This is a genomic window from Streptomyces sp. NPDC101776, from assembly GCF_044766845.1.
Classification (GTDB): Bacteria; Actinomycetota; Actinomycetes; order Streptomycetales; family Streptomycetaceae; genus Streptomyces.
On record NZ_JBIWMV010000002.1, the window covers coordinates 1,013,537 to 1,033,954 of the forward strand.

Below are 20,418 nucleotides of genomic sequence, written 5' to 3' on the forward strand. Positions count from 1 at the left end.
TGTGCAAAGAATGCTTTGAGTGACAGCATTTTTTCGTGTGAGGATTTGAACTGATCACAGAAACATCACTAGGGTCAGGCCTCGAACCTCCGAACGGGTGATCACTCAATAGAAGGAGCCCGACTCCGTGGCGTCCCACCGTCGACCGAAGCAGCCGAGCCGCGCGCGTGTGACCGTGCTGACCACCGCAGCCGCTGCCGCCGTTGTTCTCAGCTCCCAGGCCGCGAACGCCGCGCCCAGCGAGAAGCCCACCAAGGACGAGGTCAAGGCGAAGGTCGACGCCCTCTACGAGCAGGCCGAGCAGGCCACCGAGAAGCTCGACGGCGCCCAGGAGAAGCAGGAGAAGCTCCAGAAGGAGATCTCCACCATCCAGGACAACGTCGCCCGCGGCCAGGAGGAGCTCAACAAGCTCCGGGACGGCCTCGGCACGATGGCGAGCGCCCAGTACCGCACGGGGGGCATCGACCCCTCGATCCAGCTGTTCCTGTCCTCGGACCCGGACGACTATCTCGACAAGGCGTCCACGATGGACCAGTTGAGCGCCCAGCAGGTCGAGGCGCTCACGAAGATCCAGGGCAAGCAGCGTGAACTCGCGCAGGAGCGCGCCGAGGCGAGCACCAAGCTCAAGGACCTCTCCGCCACCCGCACCGAGCTCAAGAAGAAGAAGGACGAGGTCAAGGCCAAGCTGGCCGCGGCCAACAAACTGCTCAACACCCTGACCGCCAAGGAGAAGGCGGCCCTGGACGCGCAGCAGGCGCAGGCCGCCAGCCGCTCCACCTCGCGGGTGAACCTCGGCACCACCGGTTCCGCCTCCGGCCGCGCCGCCTCCGCCTTCGCCGCCGCCCAGTCCGTGATCGGCTCGCCGTACGTCTACGGCGCCTCCGGACCGTCCTCCTTCGACTGCTCGGGCCTCACCTCCTGGGCCTACGCGCAGGCCGGCGTCTCCATACCCCGCACGTCCGAGGCGCAGGCCAACGCCGGCACCCGGATCTACAGCCAGAGCGACCTCAAGGTCGGCGACCTGGTCATCTTCTACGGCGACTACCACCACGTCGGTCTCTACGCGGGCAACGGCCAGGTGCTGCACGCCCCGCACACCGGTGCCGTGGTCCGCTACGAGGCGATCGGCAACATGACCTTCGAGTTCGGCGTCCGGATCTGATCCGACCCGGTCTCCTCCGGTTCGCTCCGGCCCGGTTCGGTCCTTCCGGACCGCCCGAACGGGCGAATCGCGACACACCACGCTGACTCCACGCCCCGCCCATGACCTGCGTCTTGGGCGGGGCGTCACGTTATGTGTCCGCGGAGGTCTTTGGCCCGCACCCCTTCACAGAGCTACTGTCTGGCGCGTTTCCCCGCACAGGGGGAGCGGTCCGTGTCCGCCAGCGGAAGGAAGTGCGGCTTCCCGTGGGATCCCGTCGTCGCCTTGCACCGTCCGGGTTCGACCGAGGCGCCAGTGCCGCGGTCTGTGTCCTGTCCGCCGCCGCAGCCGCCCTCGGCGCCCTGCCGGCCGGCTCCGCCGTGGCCGCGCCGCACGACGACTCCCGGGCCGAGGTGGACCGGCTCTACCAGGAGGCCGAGCGGGCGACCGAGGCCTACGACAAGGCCGACGAGAGCGCCGGGGCGCTGCACCGGCAGGTGAGCGACGCCCAGGACCGGATCGCCCGGCAGCAGCAGCGCATCAACACCATGCGGGACGCGCTGGGTTCGCTCGCCGGTGCCCAGTACCGCTCCGGCGGCATCGACCCCACCGTCGCGCTGCTGTTCTCCGACGACCCGGCCGACTACCTCGACAAGGCCTCCGTCCTCGACCGGATCACCAACCAGCAGGCGGGCCAGCTCAAGGACCTCCAGGAGGCCATGCGCGAGCTCGCGCAGGAACGCACCGAGGCCGCCGGGCACCTCGCCGAACTGGAGCGCAGCCGCAAGGCCGTCGCCACCCACAAGAAGACCGTCGAACGGAAACTCGCCAAGGCCCGGCAGTTGCTCAACCAGATGCCCCTCGCCGAGCGCGCCTCCTTCGACCGGGCCTCCCGCTCCGCCCGCGAGGACATCCCCGACCTCGGCGCCGGTGTCCCGTCCTCGGGCCGCGCCGCCGCCGCGGTGGCCGCCGCCCGCATGGCCCTGGGCAAGCCGTACATCTGGGGCGCCAACGGCCCCGGCGGCTTCGACTGCTCCGGCCTGATGCAGTGGTCGTACTCCCAGGCGGGCGTCCACCTCCCGCGCACCTCGCAGGAGCAGCGCTACGCCGGCCGACGGATCCCGCTCTCCCAGGCCCAGCCCGGAGACCTGGTCGTCTACCGCTCCGACGCCAGCCATGTCGGCATGTACGTGGGCAACGGCCAGGTCATCCACGCCCCCTACCCCGGTGCGCCGGTGCGCTACGACCCCGTCGGCATGATGCCGATCTCGTCGGTCACGCGGGTCTGAACCGTCGCGAAAGGGTCGTACGATCGGGAAGTGACTGGTCGTAGGCGGGCGTCGCGCTCCGGAGTGCTCGCGCTGTGTCTGCTGCTCGGCTCGCTGGTGGGGTGCGGTGGCCCGCCGGCGGCGGACAGCGCGAAGGCTGCGGTCCAGAGCCTTCTCGACCGTCAGTCCACGGCCGTCCTGCACCACGACGAGACGGCGTACACGAGGACCGGTGCCCGCACGGCGTACGAGAACCTGAGCGCCGTCCCCTTCGCCTCCTGGTCCTACCGCCTCACCTCGCTGCACCGCACCGGCGCCACCGCGACCGCCGACGCCGAACTGAGCTACCGGGTCAAGGGCTACGACACCTCACCCGTCACGGTCGGCCGCACGCTCGGCCTGCGTCTCACCGCGGACGGGCAGTGGTACGTCGGCACCGACAAGCCCGGAAAGAAGTCCGGCCAACAGCTGTGGGACCAGGGGAAGGTGAGCGTCGTCAAGGGCGCGCACAGCCTCGTGATGGGCGTCGGGCAGGGCGCCGACAGTCTCCGGACCTTCCGTTCCCTCGCGGATCACGCCGTACCGGCCGTGTCGGACGCCTGGGGCACGGACTGGACCCGGCACGTCGTCGTGCTCGTTCCTGGCTCCCTGGACGGCATGGCGGGGCTCCTGGGCGCACCGGCGGCCTCCTACCGGGGCATCGCCGCGGTGACGACGGGCGAGGCGGGCGGCTCGGGCAGCGCGCCTGCGGACCGGATCATCGTCAACCCGGACGCGTACGCGTTGCTGGGCCCGGTGGGCAAACAGGTCGTCCTCACTCACGAGACCACCCACGTCGCCACCCGCGCCCACACCACCGCCGCCACCCCCCTCTGGCTCTCGGAGGGCTACGCCGACTGGATCGGCTACCGAGGCACCGGCCGCACCCCCACCCAGGCCGCCCCGGAGCTGTACCGCGCCGTCCTGGACGGCGACGTCCCGACCGCCCTCCCCACCGACAAGGACTTCGGCTTCAGCAGCGACCCCACGAAGCTGGCCCAGGCGTACGAGGGCGGCTGGCTGGCCTGCCGGATGATCGAGGACCGGTGGGGGGTCGCCCAACTGGGCAGGTTCTACCGGGCGGTCGGCGCCCACAAGAAGCGGGCGGGGGCGGTGGAGGACGCGCTGAAGAACGTCCTGGGTACGACCCTGGCCGACTTCACAAAGCAGTGGCGGGACTTTCTCAAGGCTCAACTCGGCTGATTTCAGCGGGGTTTGCCTCGAACCTCAGGGCGACGCCGAAGTCGCCTTCGACCGCGTCGCCTGAGTCGGCAGCGGCGGTACGTCCGCCCAGGTGACCGACGCCCGCCACAGCTCGCGTGCGCCGGTGATCGCCGCGGCGACCAGGAGGCCGTTGCGGAGGAGCAGGAGGGCGATGCCCAGGCCGTCGCTGGCGACCACGTGGGCGAACCAGAGCGGGAATTCGAGGACCGTGACGAAGGCCGCCGCCAGGACGAGGCCGACCGGGAGGCGCATGCGGCTGGCGCGGAAGCAGGAGCAGACGGCGGCCAGGCCGATCAGCCAGACGACGTACTGGGGGCTGATCACCCGGCTGGTGACGGTGAACATCAGGACCGCCACGAAGGCCGCGTCCGCGAGGGTGTGGGGCAGGAAGCGGGCCGCCATCAGACGCCAGAGCATGAGCCAGCCGAAGACCAGCGCGGTGAGACCCAGGGCCGCGGTGCTGACCTGGTCGACGTACGGGCCGACGAACTCGACCGAGCCGTAGTTCAGGAGCACCTCGCCCCGCCAGCCGAAGTGCCGGGCCACATGGAAGACCAGCGAGCCCAGCGACTCCACCTCCGTGCCCCGTTCGCGCTGGAAGGTCAGGAAGGCGAACGCGCCCGGCATCGACACCGCGAAGACACCGGCGACCACCGCGACCGTCACCGCCGCCGCGCCCCACGCACGGCGCTTGACCGCGCCCAGCAGGAGCAGCGCCGGCCACACCTTCAACAGCGCCCCGAAGCCGGCCAGCGCGCCCATCACACGCGGGTGCCGGGCACCGGCGAGCAGCGCGGCCACGGCGACGGCGGTCACCATCACGTCGTAGCGCGCGTACACGGTCGGGCCGAGGAGCGGGACGCCCGCGACCCACACCCAGGCGCCGCGGAGCGTCCGGCCGGGGCGCAGGCCCGTGTAGAGCAGGAGGGCCAGGACCGTCAGGTCGGCCAGGAAGGCGAGGACGAAGAACGCCGACGCGTAGTCCAGGAAGCCCAGCAGGGCGGGGGAGAGGATCGGGAGGGCGGCGGCGGGCGGGTACTGCCAGGTGACGTCGTCCAGCGGGAAGGAGCCGTGGCGGAGCGTGTCGTACCAGCCCTGGTAGATCACCGACACATCGCTGGTGACGTCGGGACCCGGGAACACGAGCACCTTGAAGACGAACAGCAGCAGCACCAGCCTGGTCAGTCCCCAGGTCCCCAGCAGCAGCGCCAGCCGCCGTCTCGCGCCCGCAATCTCCACGTGAGCCCCTGTTCCGTGCCGCGTGCCGCTTTTGAGGGGCACATGATCTCCCGAAGGCCTGTGCGAGGGCCATGAAGCGCGGCCGTGCGGAGCTGTGAACCCTGGGGCCGGTCCGGTGGGTCCCGCCGCGGACGCGGGGTGTGGCACGCGCTTCCCCACTGTCCTGATGGAGTGCGGCTCCCCGGCCGCGTTGTCGTCACTCGCCGGTTCCCCGGCCTCGGCTTCGCCCCACCGGGAGGACCTCCATCGCGTGGCCGGCCGCGGCCGCTCGGGTCCACGCCTCCTCCGCCTCGCAGCCGCACGCACCACACCCCGCTCACCGGCACCGGTCCGGCAGCCGGCGCTCCGCCGTGGCCCGCTCCGCCGGACAGACCCTCGCCCGGTAGGGTCTGCCGCGTGCGCAAGACCCTGATCGTGACCAATGACTTTCCGCCCCGGCCCGGGGGCATCCAGGCCTTCCTGCACAACATGGCGCTACGGCTGGAGCCCGAGCGGCTCGTCGTCTACGCCTCGACCTGGAAGCGCGGTCGGGAGGGCGTGGAGGCGACGGCCGCCTTCGACGCGGAGCAGCCCTTCACCGTCGTACGGGACGCCACGACGATGCTGCTGCCGACGCCCGCCGCGACCCGCAGGGCTGTGGGGCTGCTGCGTGAACACGGGTGTACGGCGGTGTGGTTCGGGGCCGCGGCGCCGCTCGGGCTGATGGCGCCGGCGCTGCGGAAGGCCGGTGCCGAGCGGCTCGTGGCCACGACTCACGGGCACGAGGCCGGGTGGGCGCAACTGCCCGCCTCGCGTCAACTCCTGCACCGCATCGGGGAGTCGACGGACACCATCACCTACCTCGGGGAGTACACGCGGTCGCGGATCGCCGGTGCGCTGAGCCCGGAGGCCGCGGCGCGGATGGTCCAACTGCCGCCCGGCGTCGACGAGAAGGTCTTCCATCCCGGGTCCGGCGGCGACGAGGTGCGGTCGCGGCTCGGGCTGACCGAGCGGCCCGTCGTCGTGTGCGTCTCGCGGCTCGTGCCGCGCAAGGGGCAGGACACGCTGATCCTCGCCATGCCGCGCATCCTCGCCCGGCAGCCCGACGCCGTCCTGCTGATCGTGGGCGGCGGACCGTACGAGAAGGACCTGCGCAGGCTGGTGCGGGAGACCGGTGTGAGCGACTCCGTGCGGTTCACCGGCGCCGTGCCCTGGTCCGAACTGCCCGCGCACTACGGCGCCGGTGACGTCTTCGCGATGCCGTGCCGCACCCGGCGCGGCGGGCTCGACGTCGAGGGGCTCGGCATCGTCTACCTGGAGGCGTCCGCCACCGGGCTGCCCGTCGTCGCCGGTGACTCCGGCGGCGCGCCCGACGCCGTGCTCGACGGCGAGACCGGGTGGGTCGTGCGTGGCGGGTCCCCGGAGGAGGCCGCCGACCGGATCGTCGCGCTGCTCGCGGACCCGGAACTGCGCCGCAACATGGGGGAGCGGGGCCGCAGTTGGGTCGAGGAGAAGTGGCGCTGGGATCTACTCGCGGAGAAGTTGAAGACCTTGTTGCACACGGGGGGCTAGGCGGAACCGGATAATCCGCAGATGCTGCGCGCATGACAGCAAAACTGACGCAGCATCAGCTGACGAGACGTCAAATCCTGGGCATGATCGCCCTCCAGACCGCCGCCACCGCCGGTCTCACCCGTATCGGCCTCCAGTCCGCGCAGGCCGTCGAACCCGCCGCCGTCCAGACCGCACCCGCGATCGTCGTCGGCTCCGGCTACGGCGGCGCGGTCGCCGCCCTCCGCCTGGGCCAGGCCGGCGTCACCACCCTCGTCCTGGAGATGGGCAAGCTCTGGAACACGGCAGGGGCGGACGGCAAGATCTTCTGCTCCACCGCCGCCCCGGACCAGCGCTCGATGTGGTTCAAGACCCGCACCGAGGCCCCGCTCGCCAGCTTCCTGTGGCTGGACGTCGTCAACAAGGACATCGGCCTGTATCCCGGCGTCCTGGACCGCGTGCACTACGACGCCATGTCCGTGTACGTGGGACGCGGGGTCGGCGGCGGCTCGCTGGTCAACGGCGGCATGGCGGTCACCCCGCGCCAGTCGTACTTCACCGAGCAGTTCCCCGCCGTGGACGCGACCGCGATGTACAACACGTACTTCCCGCGCGCCCGCACCATGCTCGGCGTCAACACCGTCGACCCGACCTGGTTCGAGTCGACCGAGTGGTACCAGTTCACCCGCACCTCGCGGAAGGCCGCCACGAACACCGGTCTGACGACCACCTTCGTGCCCAACGTCTACGACTTCGGCTACATGCAGCAGGAGGCGGCCGGCACCGCCACCAAGTCCGCGCTCGCCCAGGAGGTCATCTACGGCAACAACTACGGCAAGAAGAGCCTCGACAAGACCTACCTCGCCTCCGCGCTCGGCACCGGCAAGGTCACCATCCACACCATGGAGAAGGTGACCGGGGTCAGCCGCGCGAGCGACGGGTCGTACGTCCTGAGCGTGAACCGGATCGACGACACCGGCGCCGTCGTCGAGACCAAGCAGTACAGCTGCACCTATCTGTTCCTCGGCGGCGGCAGCCTCGGCACCACCGAACTCCTCGTCCGGGCAAGGGACACGGGCACCCTGCCCGCGCTCAACTCCACGGTCGGGGCGGGCTGGGGACCGAACGGCAACACCATGGTGGGCCGCGCCAACCACATCTGGGACACCACCGGCGCCAACCAGGCGACGATGCCGGTCATGGGCATCGACGACTGGGCCAACACCGCCAACCCGGTCTTCGCGGAGATCGCCCCGCTGCCCATCGGCTTCGAGACCTGGGTGAGCCTCTATCTGGCGATCACCAAGAACCCCCAACGGGCCTCCTTCACCTACGACTCGGCGAGCGGCACGGTGAAGCTGGGCTGGACCGCGGCACAGAGCGCGGTCTCGGTCGCGATGGCCAAGAAGCTGTTCGACCGGATCAACTCGGCCAACGCGACGGTCTACCGCTCCGACCTGTTCGGCACGCCCAGCAAGGTGTTCGCGGACGACTTCTGCTACCACCCGCTGGGCGGCTGTGTGCTGGGCAACGCGACCGACAACTACGGCCGGGTGAAGGGGTATTCGAAGCTGTACATCACGGACGGCTCGCTGGTGCCCGGCAACATCGGCGTAAACCCGTTCGTCACCATCACCGCGCTCGCCGAACGCACGCTGGAACGGGTCCTCGCCGAGGACTTCTAAACTCCGAACGCCCCAACTACCCGTCTACTTCTGGTAGATGGCCTCGATCTCGTCCGCGTAGTCCTTGGCCACCACATTGCGCTTGAGCTTCAGGGACGGCGTCAAGTGGCCCGACTCCTCCGTGAACTGGGAGGACAGAATGCGGAACTTCCGCACCGATTCCGCCTTCGACACCGCGGCGTTGCCGTCGTCGACAGCGTCCTGGATCGCCTGCACCAGATCCGGGTCCGCGCGAAGCGACGCCGCGGTGGAACCCACCGGCTTGCCGTGCTCGGCCGACCAACGGCCCAGGAACTCGTCGTCCACGGTGATCAGCGCGCCCACGAAGGGCCGCCCGTCACCGACGACCATGCACTCCGCGACCAGCGCGTGCGCGCGGATGCGGTCCTCGATCACGGCCGGGGCGACGTTCTTGCCGCCCGCGGTGACGATGATCTCCTTCTTGCGCCCGGTGATGCTGAGGTAGCCGTCCTCGTCGAGGGTGCCGATGTCCCCGGTGTGGAACCAGCCGTCGGCCAGCGCCTCGGCCGTGGCGGCCTCGTTGTTCCAGTAGCCCTTGAACAGGTGCTCGCCGTGCAGCAGCACCTCGCCGTCGTCCGCGATGCGTACGACCGAGCCGGGCAGCGGCTGTCCGACGGTGCCGATCTTCGTCCGGTCCCAGGGGTTGAAGGCCGTAGCCGCACAGGACTCGGTCAGCCCGTACCCCTCAAGGACGGTGAACCCGATCCCCCGGAAGAAGTGGCCGAGCCGCTCGCCCAGCGGGGCGCCGCCGGAGATCGCGTACTCGCCCTTGCCGCCGAGCACCGCGCGCAGCTTGCTGTAGACCAGCTTGTCGAAGGTCTTGTACTTGATCTTCAGCCCCAGCGAAGGGCCCGCCGGTGTGTCCAGCGCGCGGCTGTACGCGATCGCGGTGTCGGCCGCCTTGTCGAAGATCTTGCCCTTGCCGTCCGCCTGCGCCTTGGCGCGCGCCGAGTTGTAGACCTTCTCGAAGACGCGCGGCACACCGAGGATCAACGTCGGCCGGAACGAGGCGAGTTCGTCGGTGAGGTTCTTGATGTCCGGGACCAGGCCCAGCTTGATCGGCGCCATCATCGGCGCGATCTGCACGAGCCGCCCGAAGACGTGCGCGAGCGGCAGGAACAGCAGCACCGAGCACTCGCCGGTACGGAACAGCGGCCGCAGCCGCTCCACGATGTTGCCGCACTCCGCGAAGAAACTGCGGTGCGTGAGCACACAGCCCTTGGGGCGGCCGGTGGTGCCACTCGTGTACACGATGGTCGCCGGGTCGTCGGCCTTCGCCCGCGAGCTGCGCTCCTCGACGGTCGCGTCGCTGACGTCCTTGCCCGCGCGGTCCAGCTCCTCGATCGCGCCGGTGTCGATCTGCCAGACGTGCTTGAGGGCGGGCAACTGCGCGCGCACCGACTCGACGGCGGCGGCGTGCACGTCCTGCTCCACGATCACGGCGGTGGCACCCGAGTCGCTCAGGATCCACTGCACCTGCTCCGGCGAGCTGGTCTCGTACACCGGCACGGTGATCGCGCCCGCACACCAGATCGCGAAGTCGAGCAGCGTCCACTCGTACCGCGTACGGGACATCAGCCCGACCCGGTCGCCGGGCTGGATGCCGGAGGCGATCAGCCCCTTGGCGGCGGCGTGCACCTCGGCGAGGAAGACCGTCGCGGTCACGTCCTGCCAGCCGCCGTTCGCCTTACGGGCGATGACGGCGACATCTGGGTGCTGCGCGGCGTTTCTGCGGACGATGTCGGTCAGATTGCCGTCCGCAGGGACCTCGTACAAAGCCGGAAGGCTGAACTCGCGCAAGACTGCTGCTCCTCATAGGGCGCCGGCGCCACGACGTTGTGTGATGCGACGGTCCGGTCCAAGGCTCGGGCAGGTGCGTCAGGACCGGGTGGTTGAAATCCTGAGCACGACTGGACTGCCCGGACGTTACCCGTCGGTATGGGTCCTACGACAGGGGGGTCCGGCGAGATGTTCGCTGCGTCACACAGATTGGTGTTTCCTCGCGCACAGTAGTCCACGCCTTTCTTGACTGGCCAGTAACCGCAAGGTCCGCCGCCACTGTTCACGTTTGCCGCACACGCCTACGCTTGATCGTCATGGCACCCACACCAGCCGGCAGCTCCGGGACGCGCATCCATGTGGTCAGTGACGTGCACGGCAACGCCCGTGACCTGGCCAGATCCGGTGAGGGTGCCGACGCCCTGATCTGCCTGGGCGACCTCGTCCTCTTCCTCGACTACGCCGATCACTCGCGCGGCATCTTCCCCGAGCTGTTCGGCGAGGAGAACGCCGACCGCCTCGTCGAGCTGCGCACCGCCCGCCGCTTCGAGGAGGCCCGCGAACTCGGCGCCCGCCTCTGGGGCGCGGTCGGCGGGGACCGCGCGGCCCTGATCGAGAAGGCGGTCCGCAAGCAGTACGCCGAGATGTTCGCCGCCTTCCCCACCCCGACGTACGCCACCTACGGCAACGTCGACATGCCGACCCTGTGGCCCGAGTACGCCGGCCCCGGCACGACGGTCCTCGACGGCGAACGGGTCGAGATCGGCGGCCGCACCTTCGGCTTCGTCGGCGGCGGCCTGCGCACCCCCATGCGCACGCCGTACGAGATCAGCGACGAGGAGTACGCCGCGAAGATCGAGGCGGTCGGCGAGGTCGACGTCCTGTGCACGCACATCCCGCCCGAGGTCCCCGAGCTGGTCTACGACACGGTCGCGCGCCGCTTCGAACGGGGCAGCCGTGCCCTCCTGGACGCCATCCGCCGCACCAGGCCCCGCTATTCACTCTTCGGCCACGTCCACCAGCCGCTGGTGCGCAGGATGCGGATCGGGGCGACGGAGTGCGTGAACGTGGGTCACTTCGCGGGGAGCGGCAAGCCGTGGGTGCTCGAATGGTGACTCGTGTTGGTGGCATCCGTTGTGCCCGCCCCCGATGTCCGCAGGTAGGGGGTGCGTGGGGGCGGTCGGCGGAGAGGTAGCCTTCACGCTGCACGCACACGCGCACGACGACGCCCTGCCGGTCCGCATCTGGAGGAGCCACAGCGATGGCGGAACACACCAGTTCGAGCATCACGATCGAGGCGGCAGCGGCCGACGTCATGGAGGTGATCGCCGACTTCGCCCGCTACCCGGACTGGACCGGCGAGGTGAAGGAGGCGGACGTCCTCAAGACCGACGAACGGGGCCGCGCCGAACAGGTACGCCTCGTCATGGACGCCGGCGCGATCAAGGACGACCAGACCCTCGCGTACACCTGGACCGGCGACAACGAGGTCTCCTGGACCCTCGTCAAGTCCCAGATGCTGCGCTCCCTGGACGGCTCCTACCTCCTCAAGTCCACGGGCGCGGGGGCGACGGAGGTCACGTACCTCCTCACGGTGGACGTCAAGATCCCCATGCTGGGCATGATCAAGCGCAAGGCGGAGAAGGTCATCATCGACCGGGCGCTGGCGGGGCTGAAGAAGCGGGTGGAGTCGGGGGAGAAGTAGGGGCCCTTTCAGCGCCGGCCATTCTTCAGAGCCGGTCACCTCTCAGCGCCGGTCATCTGCTGGCTCGTCCGGGGCCTTTCCAGCACAGGCCCGCACAATCAGCCCGTCCGGCGTTCGAGGACGAGGCCCCTTCAGGGCCGACGGGGGTCCGGGGGCGGAGCCCTCGGCAGCGGCGCCCAGCCCCCACCGAGCGACTACCGTTCACTCATATGCGTACCCTCCTGATCACCGGCCCAGGCGGCAGCGGCCGAAGCACCCTCGCCGCAGCCACCGCACAAGCCGCCGCAGGCACCGGCACCCGCACGCTGCTCCTCGGTGCCGACCGTGCCGACACCCTCGGCGCCGCCCTGGGCGTGGCGACGGGACCGGCGCCGGCACGGGTCGCCGAACACCTCACCGCCTGGCGCCCGGACGCGACGGAGTCGTTCCGCGCGGACCTCACCGCCTTCCAGGACCGCGCCACCACCGCCCTCGAACTCCTGGGCGCGGCACGCCTGGACGCCGAGGAACTCACCCCCCTCCCCGGCGCCGAGGAACTGACCCTCCTGCGCGCACTGCGGGACGCGGCCCTGTCGGAGGCCTACGACCTCCTCGTCGTGGACCTACCGCCCACCCCCCAGGCCCTCGCCCTCCTCGCCCTCCCCGAGGAACTCCGCCGCTACCTCCGCCGCCTCCTCCCCGCCGAACGGCAGGCCGCCCGCGCCCTGCGCCCGGTCCTCGGCCGTCTCGCCGGCGTCCCGATGCCCTCGGAGTGGCTCTACGACACGGCGGGCCGCTGGGACGTGGAACTGGCCGCCGTAGAAGCCGTTCTCGCCGACCGGAACACATCCGTACGCCTGATCGCCGAGCCCGGACCGGCGGGCGTCGACGCCGTCCGCGCCGCAGGCCTGGCCCTCGCCCTGCGCGGACTGCGCCCCGACGTGCTGGTGGCCAACCGGGTGCTCCCGGAGTCCGTCGAGGACACCTGGCTCGCCGGCCTGGGCGTGCAGCAGCGCAAGACCCTGGACGAGTGGCAGGGCACGTACGACGTCCATCACGTGGCCCACCTCGGCCACGACCCGCGCGGCGCCGACGATCTCGCCGCGCTCGCGGTGCCCGGTGTCAACCCGGCCGGTTCCACGGTCGAGTGGCCCGTCACGGACAGGCTGGCCGAGGACGGCGTGCTGGTCTGGCACATCCCGCTGCCCGGCGCCATACGGGACGACCTCGACCTGGTCCGGCGCGGTGACGAACTCGTCGTCACCGTCGGCCGGTTCCGCCGTATCGTGCCGCTGCCGTCGGCCCTGCGCCGCTGCACCGTGGCAGGTGCCGCGCTGCGCGAGGGCGAACTGCGCATCCGCTTCGCGCCCGACCCGGACCTGTGGCCCCAGGGACGGTGAGGATTGGTGGGCGCGGAGACGGTGAAGCACGTACGCCCATTCGGGTAACGTCGTAGAGACGAACCGTAGTCAGGAGTCCGTCATGAGCGAAGAGCTCCCCCCGTACGACGCCGGCAAGGACGAGGCGCTCGACGAGGTACGGGCGACCGACGCCGACGCCTGGGCGACGGCGGCCGCCGAAGACCTCGCGGCGGAGAAGGCCCGCCGCCGCACCCAGTACGGCCCGCCCCCGGGCTCGGCCGCCGAGGAACTGCGCAAGCTCGTCGACACCGTCGCGGACAAGCTGTCCGGCCTCCAGTCCCCGCTGCTCGGCCAGGTCGCCGGACCGGCCGCCCAGCAGGTGGTGAAGCAGGTCGTCCAGCAGGCCAGGGCCGCCGTCGAGCCCGTCATCGAACGCAACCCGGACGTCTTCGACCACCTCGCGGCGGCCGGCGGCGAACTCCTCGCCGCGTACCGCTCCGCCGTCCAGGCCCAGGAACAGCGCTGGACGGCACGCGACAGCGAACTGAAGGACCGCCGCGACCGGGGCGAGGACCCGGGCCCGGGGGAGCGCATCGACCTCGACTAGGCCGGCCCGGCGGATCAGGCCGCGGGAGATCGGCGGTGCCTGACGGGCGCCGGTGAGCGGGTGTGGCGCGTGCGGCCGCGAGGCCGAGGAAGAAGCCGGTGACCTACGGCGACGCGGCAGGCCGGGCATGCCGAACCCCGCGTCCGTGGCGCGCACCGCCCGACAGGTCCGAGGGGTCCCGTTCTGCGGACCGGCGCCGCGATTCCGACGTCGACCCCTCGGGTACGGTGGGCCGTAGCGGGGCTCGACCGAAACTGAGGGATTCATGGGACTCACCATCGGCGTCGATATCGGCGGCACCAAGATCGCGGCCGGCGTGGTCGACGAGGAAGGCAACATCCTCTCGACCCACAAGGTGCCGACCCCGGGCACGGCCGAGGGCATCGTCGACGCCATCGCCGCCGCGGTCGACGGGGCACGCGCCGGGCACGAGATCGTCGGCGTGGGCATCGGTGCCGCGGGCTACGTCAACCGTCAGCGCTCCACGGTCTACTTCGCGCCGAACATCGACTGGCGCCAGGAGCCGCTGAAGGAGAAGGTCGAGGCCCGCGTGGGCCTCCCCGTCGTCGTGGAGAACGACGCGAACGCCGCGGCCTGGGGCGAGTACAAGTTCGGCGCCGGCAAGGGCCACCGCAACGTCATCTGCATCACGCTCGGCACCGGCCTCGGCGGCGGCATCATCATCGGCAACAAGCTGCGGCGCGGGCACTTCGGGGTGGCCGCCGAGTTCGGCCACATCCGCATGGTGCCGGACGGCCTGCTGTGCGGCTGCGGTTCGCAGGGCTGCTGGGAGCAGTACGCCTCCGGCCGCGCCCTCGTCCGCTACGCCAAGCAGCGTGCCAACGCGACCCCCGAGTCCGCCGAGGTACTGCTCTCGCTGGGCGACGGCACCCCCGAGGGCATCGAGGGCAAGCACATCTCCATGGCCGCCCGGCAGGGCGACCCGGTGGCCGTCGACTCCTACCGCGAACTGGCCCGCTGGGCCGGCGCCGGCCTCGCCGACCTGGCCTCCCTCTTCGACCCCTCCGCGTTCATCGTCGGCGGCGGCCTCTCGGACGAGGGCGAACTGGTCCTCGACCCGATCCGCAAGTCCTACAAACGCTGGCTGGTAGGCGGCAACTGGCGCCCCGTCGCCGACGTGATCGCCGCCCAACTCGGCAACAAGGCAGGCATGGTCGGAGCAGCAGACCTGGCAAGGGAACCCGACCCGATCATGTAAGTCACCCTGCTTTTTGCTTTTCAGGGGCGCGGGGAACGGCGCGACCAGCCACAGCGGACCGGCAGTCGCTCACGTACCTCGTGCCCTGCTTTTTGCTTTCAGGGGCGCGAGGAACGGCGCGACCGGCCACATCCGACCGGCAGTCGCCCACGTACCTCGCGCCCTGCTTTTTGCTTTCAGGGGCGCGGGGAACGGCGCGACCAGCCACAGCGGACCCGCAGCCGACACACGACCCGCACATTCCCACGCTTAGTCGTATCTTGATCGGCATGGCGACCTCGACCCCGCTGCTACCCAACTCCCGCACTGAACCCGACGGTTCCGCGATCATCCGCGTCCTGAGCTACAACATCCGCTCGATGCGCGACGACACCGCCGCCCTGTCCCGGGTGATCAGAGCCTGCGCCCCGGACCTCGTCCTGATCCAGGAAGCCCCCCTCTTCTTCCGCTGGCGCAAGAAGCTCGCCCGCCTGGCCTCCGCATCAGACCTGGTCGTCCTCTCCGGCGGAGGCACCGCCGCAGGCCCGGCCCTCCTCTGCTCGCTCCGCGCGACGGTCGAACGCACGGAGGACGTACTCCTCCCCCTGACCCCCGGCGAACACCGCCGAGGCTTCGCGACCGCGGTCGTCCACTTCGGAGCCGCCCGCCTGGGCGTCCTCAGCTGCCACCTCAGCCTTCGCCAGGACGAGCGCTACGACCAGGCAGGCATGCTCCTCGACCGGCTGGCCGGAATGGGCGTGGACCACGCGATCGCCGGCGGCGATCTCAACGACCGCCCCGACGGCCGGACCTTCACCCGGCTGGCCAAGGACCTCCAGGACTGCTGGGCCACCACCCCCTGGGGCGCCGAGCACACCTGGACCCCCGGCAACCCCTTCCAACGCATCGACGCGATCTTCGCCACGCCGGGCATCGAGGTCCTCGGGTGCGGGGTGCCACTGGGCTTGCCGGGGGTGACGGAGGCCGACATCAAGGGGGCGACCGATCACTTCCCCGTGCTGGCCGCACTGCGCGTGCCCGCGACCTGAACCACAGCCGCCGGGCGGAGTCCGGCGCAGCCACCCGAAGCCTGTGAGGCCCACCGGGGCCGAGCAGTGCGAGGGGGGCGTCGAGAGACACTGCCGTGAGGGCGGCCACGGACCACTTCCCGGTCCACGCCGCCCTCGGAATCCCCGCGGGCCAGCCGCTAGACGACCGCGCCCCGCCCCGGATCGTCCCCGTCCTCCTCGTCCGTCCGCATCCGCATCACCAACGTGGCGAAGCCGCCCAGGAACCCGCCGATCCCGACGGTCGCCAGCCACCACGTCATGTCCCAGCCGAGCAGCACCGCCACCAGCAGCAGGATCGGGCCGCCGATCACCCCGAGCCAGGCGAACTTGGCCGTGACGTCGGCCTCCGGCAGCGGGGGCGGCTCCGGCGGTACGAAGTGGCCCTCGTCGTCCTCGTCGAAGTCCTCCTCGGAGGCGTCCGGCGAGCTGTAGTCACGGGGCCCGCCGACGCCGGGCGCGAAGGAGACCGAACTGCCCAACGGCTTGGCGGGCGCCGGCGGCTCCTCCGTGTCGGCGCTCACCGGGCTCTGTGAACTCTCCGCCTTGTCAGTGGACTTGGCGTCGTTCTTCTCGGGATCCAGCAGCGCCAGGTCCTCGATCGACTTGAACGGCTTGGCGCCCGGCGGATCCTTGGGCTCGTCGCCGTACCCGGCGACGATCGCGGCCCACGCGGCCTCCTCGTCGAACGGGACGCCCTGCTCGTCCGGTTCGAGGCCCTCGCGGTCGGAGTCGTGCTCAGCCACCTGTGGCCGTCCCTTCCTGCTCGCTCACCCGGCCCGTGTCGGACACCTGCTTGCCGGCACTGGGTGCGAGCCGGCCGATGAACGCGAAGCTCTCCTCGAAAATCCGGTCCGCGTCGTGGTCCAACGTCGCGACGTGGTAGCTCTGTTCCAGCAGGATCTCCGTCACGTCGGTCGAGGAAACCCGGCTGAGGACACGAGCCGAGTCGGCCGGCGGAACCACATGGTCCTGGGGGCTGTGCAGCAGCAGGAGCGGCTGGGTGACCTGCGGGAGCTCGCGGTCGACCAGCCGGAAGAAATTGCGCAGGGAGTGCGCGGAGTGCAGCGGCACCTTGTCGTACCCGACCTCCTCGCTGCCCTCCTTCGCGATGTCGCTGGCGATACCCGGCGCCGTACGCACCAGGTGGCGGGCCACCGGAAGGGCGTACGCCGCGAGGCCGTGCACCTTGATACCGGGGTTGACGACCACGACACCGCTGATCTCGTCGCCGTGCTTCGCGGCCAGCCGCAGGGCCAGCGCGCCGCCCATGGACAGGCCCGCGACGAAGACCTGCGAGCAGCGCTCGCGCAGGGCGCGCAGCTCGCGGTCCACCTCCGCGTACCAGTCCTGCCAGCCGGTGAGCTGCATGTCCTCCCAGCGCGTGCCGTGCCCGGGCAGCAGCGGCAGCGACACGGTGAGGCCGCGCTCGGCCAGATGCTCCGCCCAGGGGCGCAGCGACTGCGGGGAACCGGTGAAGCCGTGGCAGAGGAGCACTCCGACCTCCCCGCCCTCGTGGCGGTACGGCTCGGCTCCGGGGAGGACCGGCACCTTCGGTCTCCTGTTCATGAGAGGGGCAAGTTCATGGGAGAGGCGTGTTCATGAGAGAGGCGTGATCATAGGACGCGAGTTCATGAGAGGGATGTGAACAAGTCCAGATGCGGTTAACCGTACGCGACCGCACTGACACCGACCAGGGTCGTCGGGTCCTTTGACAGTGCTCCGGGTTAAGGTCTGATCGACGGAAACGGGAGGCACTCGGTTGTTGTACGGCACGATGAAGGTCGCCATCGGGGGACCGCTGAAGGTCGCCTTCCGACCCTGGGTGGAGGGCCTGGAGAACATTCCGGACGAGGGTGCCGCCATCCTGGCGAGCAACCACCTCTCGTTCTCGGACTCGTTCTTCCTGCCCGCGGTCCTGGACCGCAAGGTGACGTTCATCGCGAAGGCCGAGTACTTCACGACGCCCGGGGTGAAGGGCAAGCTGACGGCCGCGTTCTTCAAGGGCGCCGGCCAGCTCCCGGTGGACCGCTCCGGTGCGCGCGGGGCGGGCGAGGCCGCGATCAAGGCCGGGATCGACGTCCTGGAGCGCGGTGAGCTGTTCGGTATCTATCCGGAGGGCACGCGCTCCCCGGACGGCCGTCTCTACCGCGGCAAGCCCGGCGGCCTCGCGCGCGTGGCGCTCGCCAGCGGCGCCCCGGTGATCCCGGTCGCGATGATCGACACCGAGAAGATCCAGCCGCCCGGCAAGGTCATGCCGAAGCTGATGCGCCCGGGCATCCGGATCGGCAAGCCGCTCGACTTCAGCCGGTACAGCGGCATGGAGCACGACCGTTTCGTCCTGCGCGCGGTGACCGACGAGGTCATGTACGAGATCATGAAGCTCTCCGGCCAGGAGTACGTCGACATCTACGCGACCGCCGCCAAGCGGCGGATCGCGGACGCGGCGAAGGCCGACAAGGAAGTGGAGAAGGCAGTCGAGAAGGCGGCCAAGGCCGCACTCGCAGAGGCGGAGAAGGAACAGACCAGCCCCTAGAGGGGGCGGTCTGTGTCGGGGGTGGGGGAGTTGGCCAAGCAGGTACGTGTCGTCAGAATGTCCGTCGAGCAGCCGCTGTGGCGCGCGCTCAGCGGCTACCGGGTGCTGACCATGCTGTACGCGATCGGGCTGTTCGCCGCCGCCTACGACGAGTTCGACCGTCCGGGCATCGCGATCGCCTTCTACGCCGTCCTGTTCGTCTGGACGATCGTCACCCTGCCCCGGGTCCAGAGCGCGGTCGCCTGCACCAAGCGCTTCCTCGCCGCCGACCTCACGGTCGCGCTGGTCGGCATCGTCCTCACCCCGCTCGCGGCCGACGCCCACCACATCGACAGCGGCGGCCCCACCCTGCCGTCGATATGGACCGCCGGCTCGGTCCTCGCCTACGCCATCAAGGGCGGCTGGCGCTGGGCCGCGTTCGCCTCCACCCCGGTCGCCGTCGCCAACCTGATCGAGCGCGGCTCCCCGGCCCGCGACACCGTCCACAACGTGGTCCTCGTCTGGGTCGCCTCCATCGCCATCGGCTACGTCGTGGAGGTCGCCCGTGCCTCCGAGCGCACCCTCGCCCGTGCTCTGGAGATCGAGGCCACCACCCGGGAGCGGGAACGGCTCGCCCGGGACATCCACGACGGCGTGCTCCAGGTGCTGGCCATGGTGCAGCGGCGCGGTGCCGTGCTCGGCGGTGACGCGGGCGAGCTGGGCCGGATGGCGGGCGAACAGGAGATCGCGCTGCGCACCCTGGTCTCCGGCGGCCTGGTCCCGGTCTCCCGGGTCTCGCTGGACGCGGCGGAGGGCGCGGTCGTGAGAGTCGTGGAGGAAGAGTCCGACGATGACGACGGCGGGCCGGTCGATCTTCGGGCGCTGCTCGCGCCGTACGCCGCCGCGAAGGTGAGTTTCGCCGAGCCGGGGGCTCCGGTGCCGTTGCCCGCGGACGCGGCGAAGGAGCTGGCCGCCGCGGTCGGGGCCGCCCTGGACAATGTGCGCAGGCATGCCGGTGACGACGCCCGTGCGTGGATCCTGGTCGAGGACGAGCCCCGGGAGGTCGTCGTGACCGTACGGGACGACGGGCCCGGTATCCCCGAGGGGCGGCTGGCGCAGGCCGAGGGGGAGGGGCGGCTCGGGGTCGCGCTGTCGATCCGGGGGCGGCTGCGGGACCTCGGGGGCAGCGCCGAGCTGGTGTCGATTCCCGGGCAGGGCACGGAAGTTGAGCTGAAGGTACCGAAGGCGCGGGGGAAGGCGGGGACACGATGAGTGAGCAGCGGAGCCCGATCAGGGTCATGGTGGTCGACGACCACCCGATGTGGCGGGACGCCGTCGCCCGCGACCTGGCCGAGGCCGGTCTCGACGTGGTCGCCACCGCCGGGGACGGCGAGCAGGCGGTACGCCGGGCGCGGGCCGCGGCCCCCGACGTCCTCGTCCTCGACCTGAACCTGCCGGCGATGCCCGGCGTCCAGGTCTGCAAGGAACTGGTGGGCGCCAACCCGGCGTTGCGCGTCCTGGTCCTCTCCGCGAGCGGTGAGCACGCCGACGTGCTGGAGGCGGTGAAGTCCGGCGCGACCGGCTATCTGCTCAAGTCGGCTTCCACGGAAGAGCTGTTGGACGCGGTGCGCCGGACGGCGGTCGGCGACCCGGTGTTCACTCCGGGCCTCGCCGGACTGGTCCTCGGCGAGTACCGGCGCCTGGCCTCCGACCCGGCACCGGCCTCGGGCAGCGACGAGCCCAAGGCGCCCCAACTCACCGACCGCGAGACCGAGGTACTGCGCCTGGTCGCCAAGGGCCTGAGCTACAAGCAGATCGCCGAACGCCTGGTCATCTCGCACCGCACGGTGCAGAACCACGTCCAGAACACCCTGGGCAAGCTCCAGTTGCACAACCGGGTGGAGCTGGTCCGGTACGCGATAGAGCGCGGCCTCGACGACGCGTAGACCGGCCGGGTAGATCAACTGCCCCACAATTCAGCTGAATTGACCTTCCCGCCCATCCCTCTGTGACCTGGATCACCATTAGCGTGGCTGTCACGGGAAACTGCGGCGAAGGGA

The 20,418-nt window shown here is 70.7% G+C and carries 18 protein-coding genes; 14 read left to right on the forward strand and 4 right to left on the reverse strand.

Annotation, left to right across the window (positions count from 1 at the left end):
- Window positions 1-127 precede the first annotated feature (127 nt).
- The 3 genes from ACIRRY_RS10320 to ACIRRY_RS10330 all read left to right on the forward strand — a co-directional run bounded on the left by ACIRRY_RS10320 (window position 128) and on the right by ACIRRY_RS10330 (window position 3,651).
- Complete coding sequence (locus ACIRRY_RS10320) at window positions 128-1,162, forward strand: NlpC/P60 family protein (RefSeq protein WP_403970240.1); 1,035 nt, start codon at window positions 128-130, stop codon at window positions 1,160-1,162.
- 245 nt (window positions 1,163-1,407) lie between these two features.
- A complete protein-coding gene (locus ACIRRY_RS10325; protein WP_403970243.1) occupies window positions 1,408-2,430 on the forward strand; it encodes an NlpC/P60 family protein in 1,023 nt (340 codons plus the stop codon).
- 63 nt (window positions 2,431-2,493) lie between these two features.
- Window positions 2,494-3,651 carry a hypothetical protein gene (locus tag ACIRRY_RS10330; protein WP_403970877.1) on the forward strand — a complete coding sequence of 386 codons (1,158 nt, stop codon included), beginning with the start codon at window positions 2,494-2,496 and terminating at the stop codon, window positions 3,649-3,651.
- A gap of 24 nt (window positions 3,652-3,675) precedes the next feature.
- On the opposite strand, the gene ACIRRY_RS10335 is transcribed toward ACIRRY_RS10330, so the two are convergent.
- The gene (locus ACIRRY_RS10335; protein ID WP_403970246.1) at window positions 3,676-4,911 is read right to left on the reverse strand and encodes a glycosyltransferase 87 family protein; all 1,236 of its coding nucleotides are present in this window, start codon (window positions 4,909-4,911) and stop codon (window positions 3,676-3,678) included.
- A 396-nt stretch (window positions 4,912-5,307) separates the two neighbouring features.
- Between ACIRRY_RS10335 and ACIRRY_RS10340 the strand changes: the two genes are divergently transcribed.
- On the forward strand, window positions 5,308-6,462 hold the full coding sequence (locus ACIRRY_RS10340; protein ID WP_403970249.1) for a glycosyltransferase family 4 protein: 1,155 nt from the start codon (window positions 5,308-5,310) through the stop codon (window positions 6,460-6,462).
- 83 nt (window positions 6,463-6,545) lie between these two features.
- Window positions 6,546-8,126: a GMC oxidoreductase gene (locus ACIRRY_RS10345; RefSeq protein ID WP_403970879.1), complete on the forward strand. Its 1,581-nt coding sequence runs from the start codon at window positions 6,546-6,548 to the stop codon at window positions 8,124-8,126.
- A gap of 24 nt (window positions 8,127-8,150) precedes the next feature.
- On the opposite strand, the gene ACIRRY_RS10350 is transcribed toward ACIRRY_RS10345, so the two are convergent.
- On the reverse strand, window positions 8,151-9,947 hold the full coding sequence (locus ACIRRY_RS10350; protein ID WP_403970252.1) for an AMP-dependent synthetase/ligase: 1,797 nt from the start codon (window positions 9,945-9,947) through the stop codon (window positions 8,151-8,153).
- A 338-nt stretch (window positions 9,948-10,285) separates the two neighbouring features.
- Between ACIRRY_RS10350 and ACIRRY_RS10355 the strand changes: the two genes are divergently transcribed.
- The 6 genes from ACIRRY_RS10355 (at window position 10,286) to ACIRRY_RS10380 (ending at window position 15,825) form a co-directional block, all read left to right on the forward strand.
- Window positions 10,286-11,041 (forward strand): metallophosphoesterase, encoded by a 756-nt coding sequence (locus ACIRRY_RS10355; RefSeq protein WP_403970881.1) that lies wholly within the window; start codon window positions 10,286-10,288, stop codon window positions 11,039-11,041.
- A 146-nt stretch (window positions 11,042-11,187) separates the two neighbouring features.
- Window positions 11,188-11,631 (forward strand): SRPBCC family protein, encoded by a 444-nt coding sequence (locus tag ACIRRY_RS10360; protein ID WP_403970255.1) that lies wholly within the window; start codon window positions 11,188-11,190, stop codon window positions 11,629-11,631.
- Window positions 11,632-11,840: 209 nt separating this feature from the next.
- Window positions 11,841-13,010, forward strand: a complete 1,170-nt coding sequence (locus ACIRRY_RS10365; RefSeq protein WP_403970257.1) for an ArsA family ATPase — start codon at window positions 11,841-11,843, stop codon at window positions 13,008-13,010.
- Window positions 13,011-13,092: 82 nt separating this feature from the next.
- On the forward strand, window positions 13,093-13,578 hold the full coding sequence (locus tag ACIRRY_RS10370; RefSeq protein ID WP_403970260.1) for a DUF5304 domain-containing protein: 486 nt from the start codon (window positions 13,093-13,095) through the stop codon (window positions 13,576-13,578).
- A 265-nt stretch (window positions 13,579-13,843) separates the two neighbouring features.
- Complete coding sequence (locus ACIRRY_RS10375) at window positions 13,844-14,797, forward strand: ROK family glucokinase (RefSeq protein ID WP_033284421.1); 954 nt, start codon at window positions 13,844-13,846, stop codon at window positions 14,795-14,797.
- Window positions 14,798-15,066: 269 nt separating this feature from the next.
- Window positions 15,067-15,825, forward strand: a complete 759-nt coding sequence (locus tag ACIRRY_RS10380; protein ID WP_403970263.1) for an endonuclease/exonuclease/phosphatase family protein — start codon at window positions 15,067-15,069, stop codon at window positions 15,823-15,825.
- A 158-nt stretch (window positions 15,826-15,983) separates the two neighbouring features.
- Here the strand turns inward: ACIRRY_RS10380 and ACIRRY_RS10385 are convergent, their stop codons facing one another.
- On the reverse strand, window positions 15,984-16,589 hold the full coding sequence (locus tag ACIRRY_RS10385; RefSeq protein ID WP_403970266.1) for a hypothetical protein: 606 nt from the start codon (window positions 16,587-16,589) through the stop codon (window positions 15,984-15,986).
- Window positions 16,582-17,394 carry an alpha/beta hydrolase gene (locus ACIRRY_RS10390; RefSeq protein ID WP_403970268.1) on the reverse strand — a complete coding sequence of 271 codons (813 nt, stop codon included), beginning with the start codon at window positions 17,392-17,394 and terminating at the stop codon, window positions 16,582-16,584. Before ACIRRY_RS10390 ends, ACIRRY_RS10385 begins: the two co-directional genes overlap by 8 nt.
- 226 nt (window positions 17,395-17,620) lie before the next feature.
- Between ACIRRY_RS10390 and ACIRRY_RS10395 the strand changes: the two genes are divergently transcribed.
- Genes ACIRRY_RS10395 through ACIRRY_RS10405 form a run of 3 tightly spaced genes read left to right on the forward strand, consistent with a single transcriptional unit; the run spans window position 17,621 to window position 20,304 of the window.
- Window positions 17,621-18,379, forward strand: a complete 759-nt coding sequence (locus ACIRRY_RS10395) for a lysophospholipid acyltransferase family protein (RefSeq protein WP_403970883.1) — start codon at window positions 17,621-17,623, stop codon at window positions 18,377-18,379.
- Window positions 18,380-18,409: 30 nt separating this feature from the next.
- The gene (macS, locus tag ACIRRY_RS10400) at window positions 18,410-19,630 is read left to right on the forward strand and encodes a MacS family sensor histidine kinase (RefSeq protein WP_403970271.1); all 1,221 of its coding nucleotides are present in this window, start codon (window positions 18,410-18,412) and stop codon (window positions 19,628-19,630) included.
- On the forward strand, window positions 19,627-20,304 hold the full coding sequence (locus ACIRRY_RS10405) for a response regulator (protein ID WP_403970274.1): 678 nt from the start codon (window positions 19,627-19,629) through the stop codon (window positions 20,302-20,304). The genes macS and ACIRRY_RS10405 overlap by 4 nt, the downstream gene beginning before the upstream one ends.
- Window positions 20,305-20,418: the final 114 nt, after the last annotated feature.

Bases quoted from the DNA above. Each gene is read 5' to 3' on its own strand.
- ACIRRY_RS10345 (WP_403970879.1), top strand. From the start codon at position 6,546: ATGATCGCCCTCCAGACCGCCGCCACCGCCGGTCTCACCCGTATCGGC.
- ACIRRY_RS10360 (WP_403970255.1), top strand. From the start codon at position 11,188: ATGGCGGAACACACCAGTTCGAGCATCACGATCGAGGCGGCAGCGGCC.
- ACIRRY_RS10365 (WP_403970257.1), top strand. From the start codon at position 11,841: ATGCGTACCCTCCTGATCACCGGCCCAGGCGGCAGCGGCCGAAGCACC.
- ACIRRY_RS10370 (WP_403970260.1), top strand. From the start codon at position 13,093: ATGAGCGAAGAGCTCCCCCCGTACGACGCCGGCAAGGACGAGGCGCTC.
- ACIRRY_RS10375 (WP_033284421.1), top strand. From the start codon at position 13,844: ATGGGACTCACCATCGGCGTCGATATCGGCGGCACCAAGATCGCGGCC.
- ACIRRY_RS10380 (WP_403970263.1), top strand. From the start codon at position 15,067: ATGGCGACCTCGACCCCGCTGCTACCCAACTCCCGCACTGAACCCGAC.
- ACIRRY_RS10395 (WP_403970883.1), top strand. From the start codon at position 17,621: ATGAAGGTCGCCATCGGGGGACCGCTGAAGGTCGCCTTCCGACCCTGG.
- ACIRRY_RS10405 (WP_403970274.1), top strand. From the start codon at position 19,627: ATGAGTGAGCAGCGGAGCCCGATCAGGGTCATGGTGGTCGACGACCAC.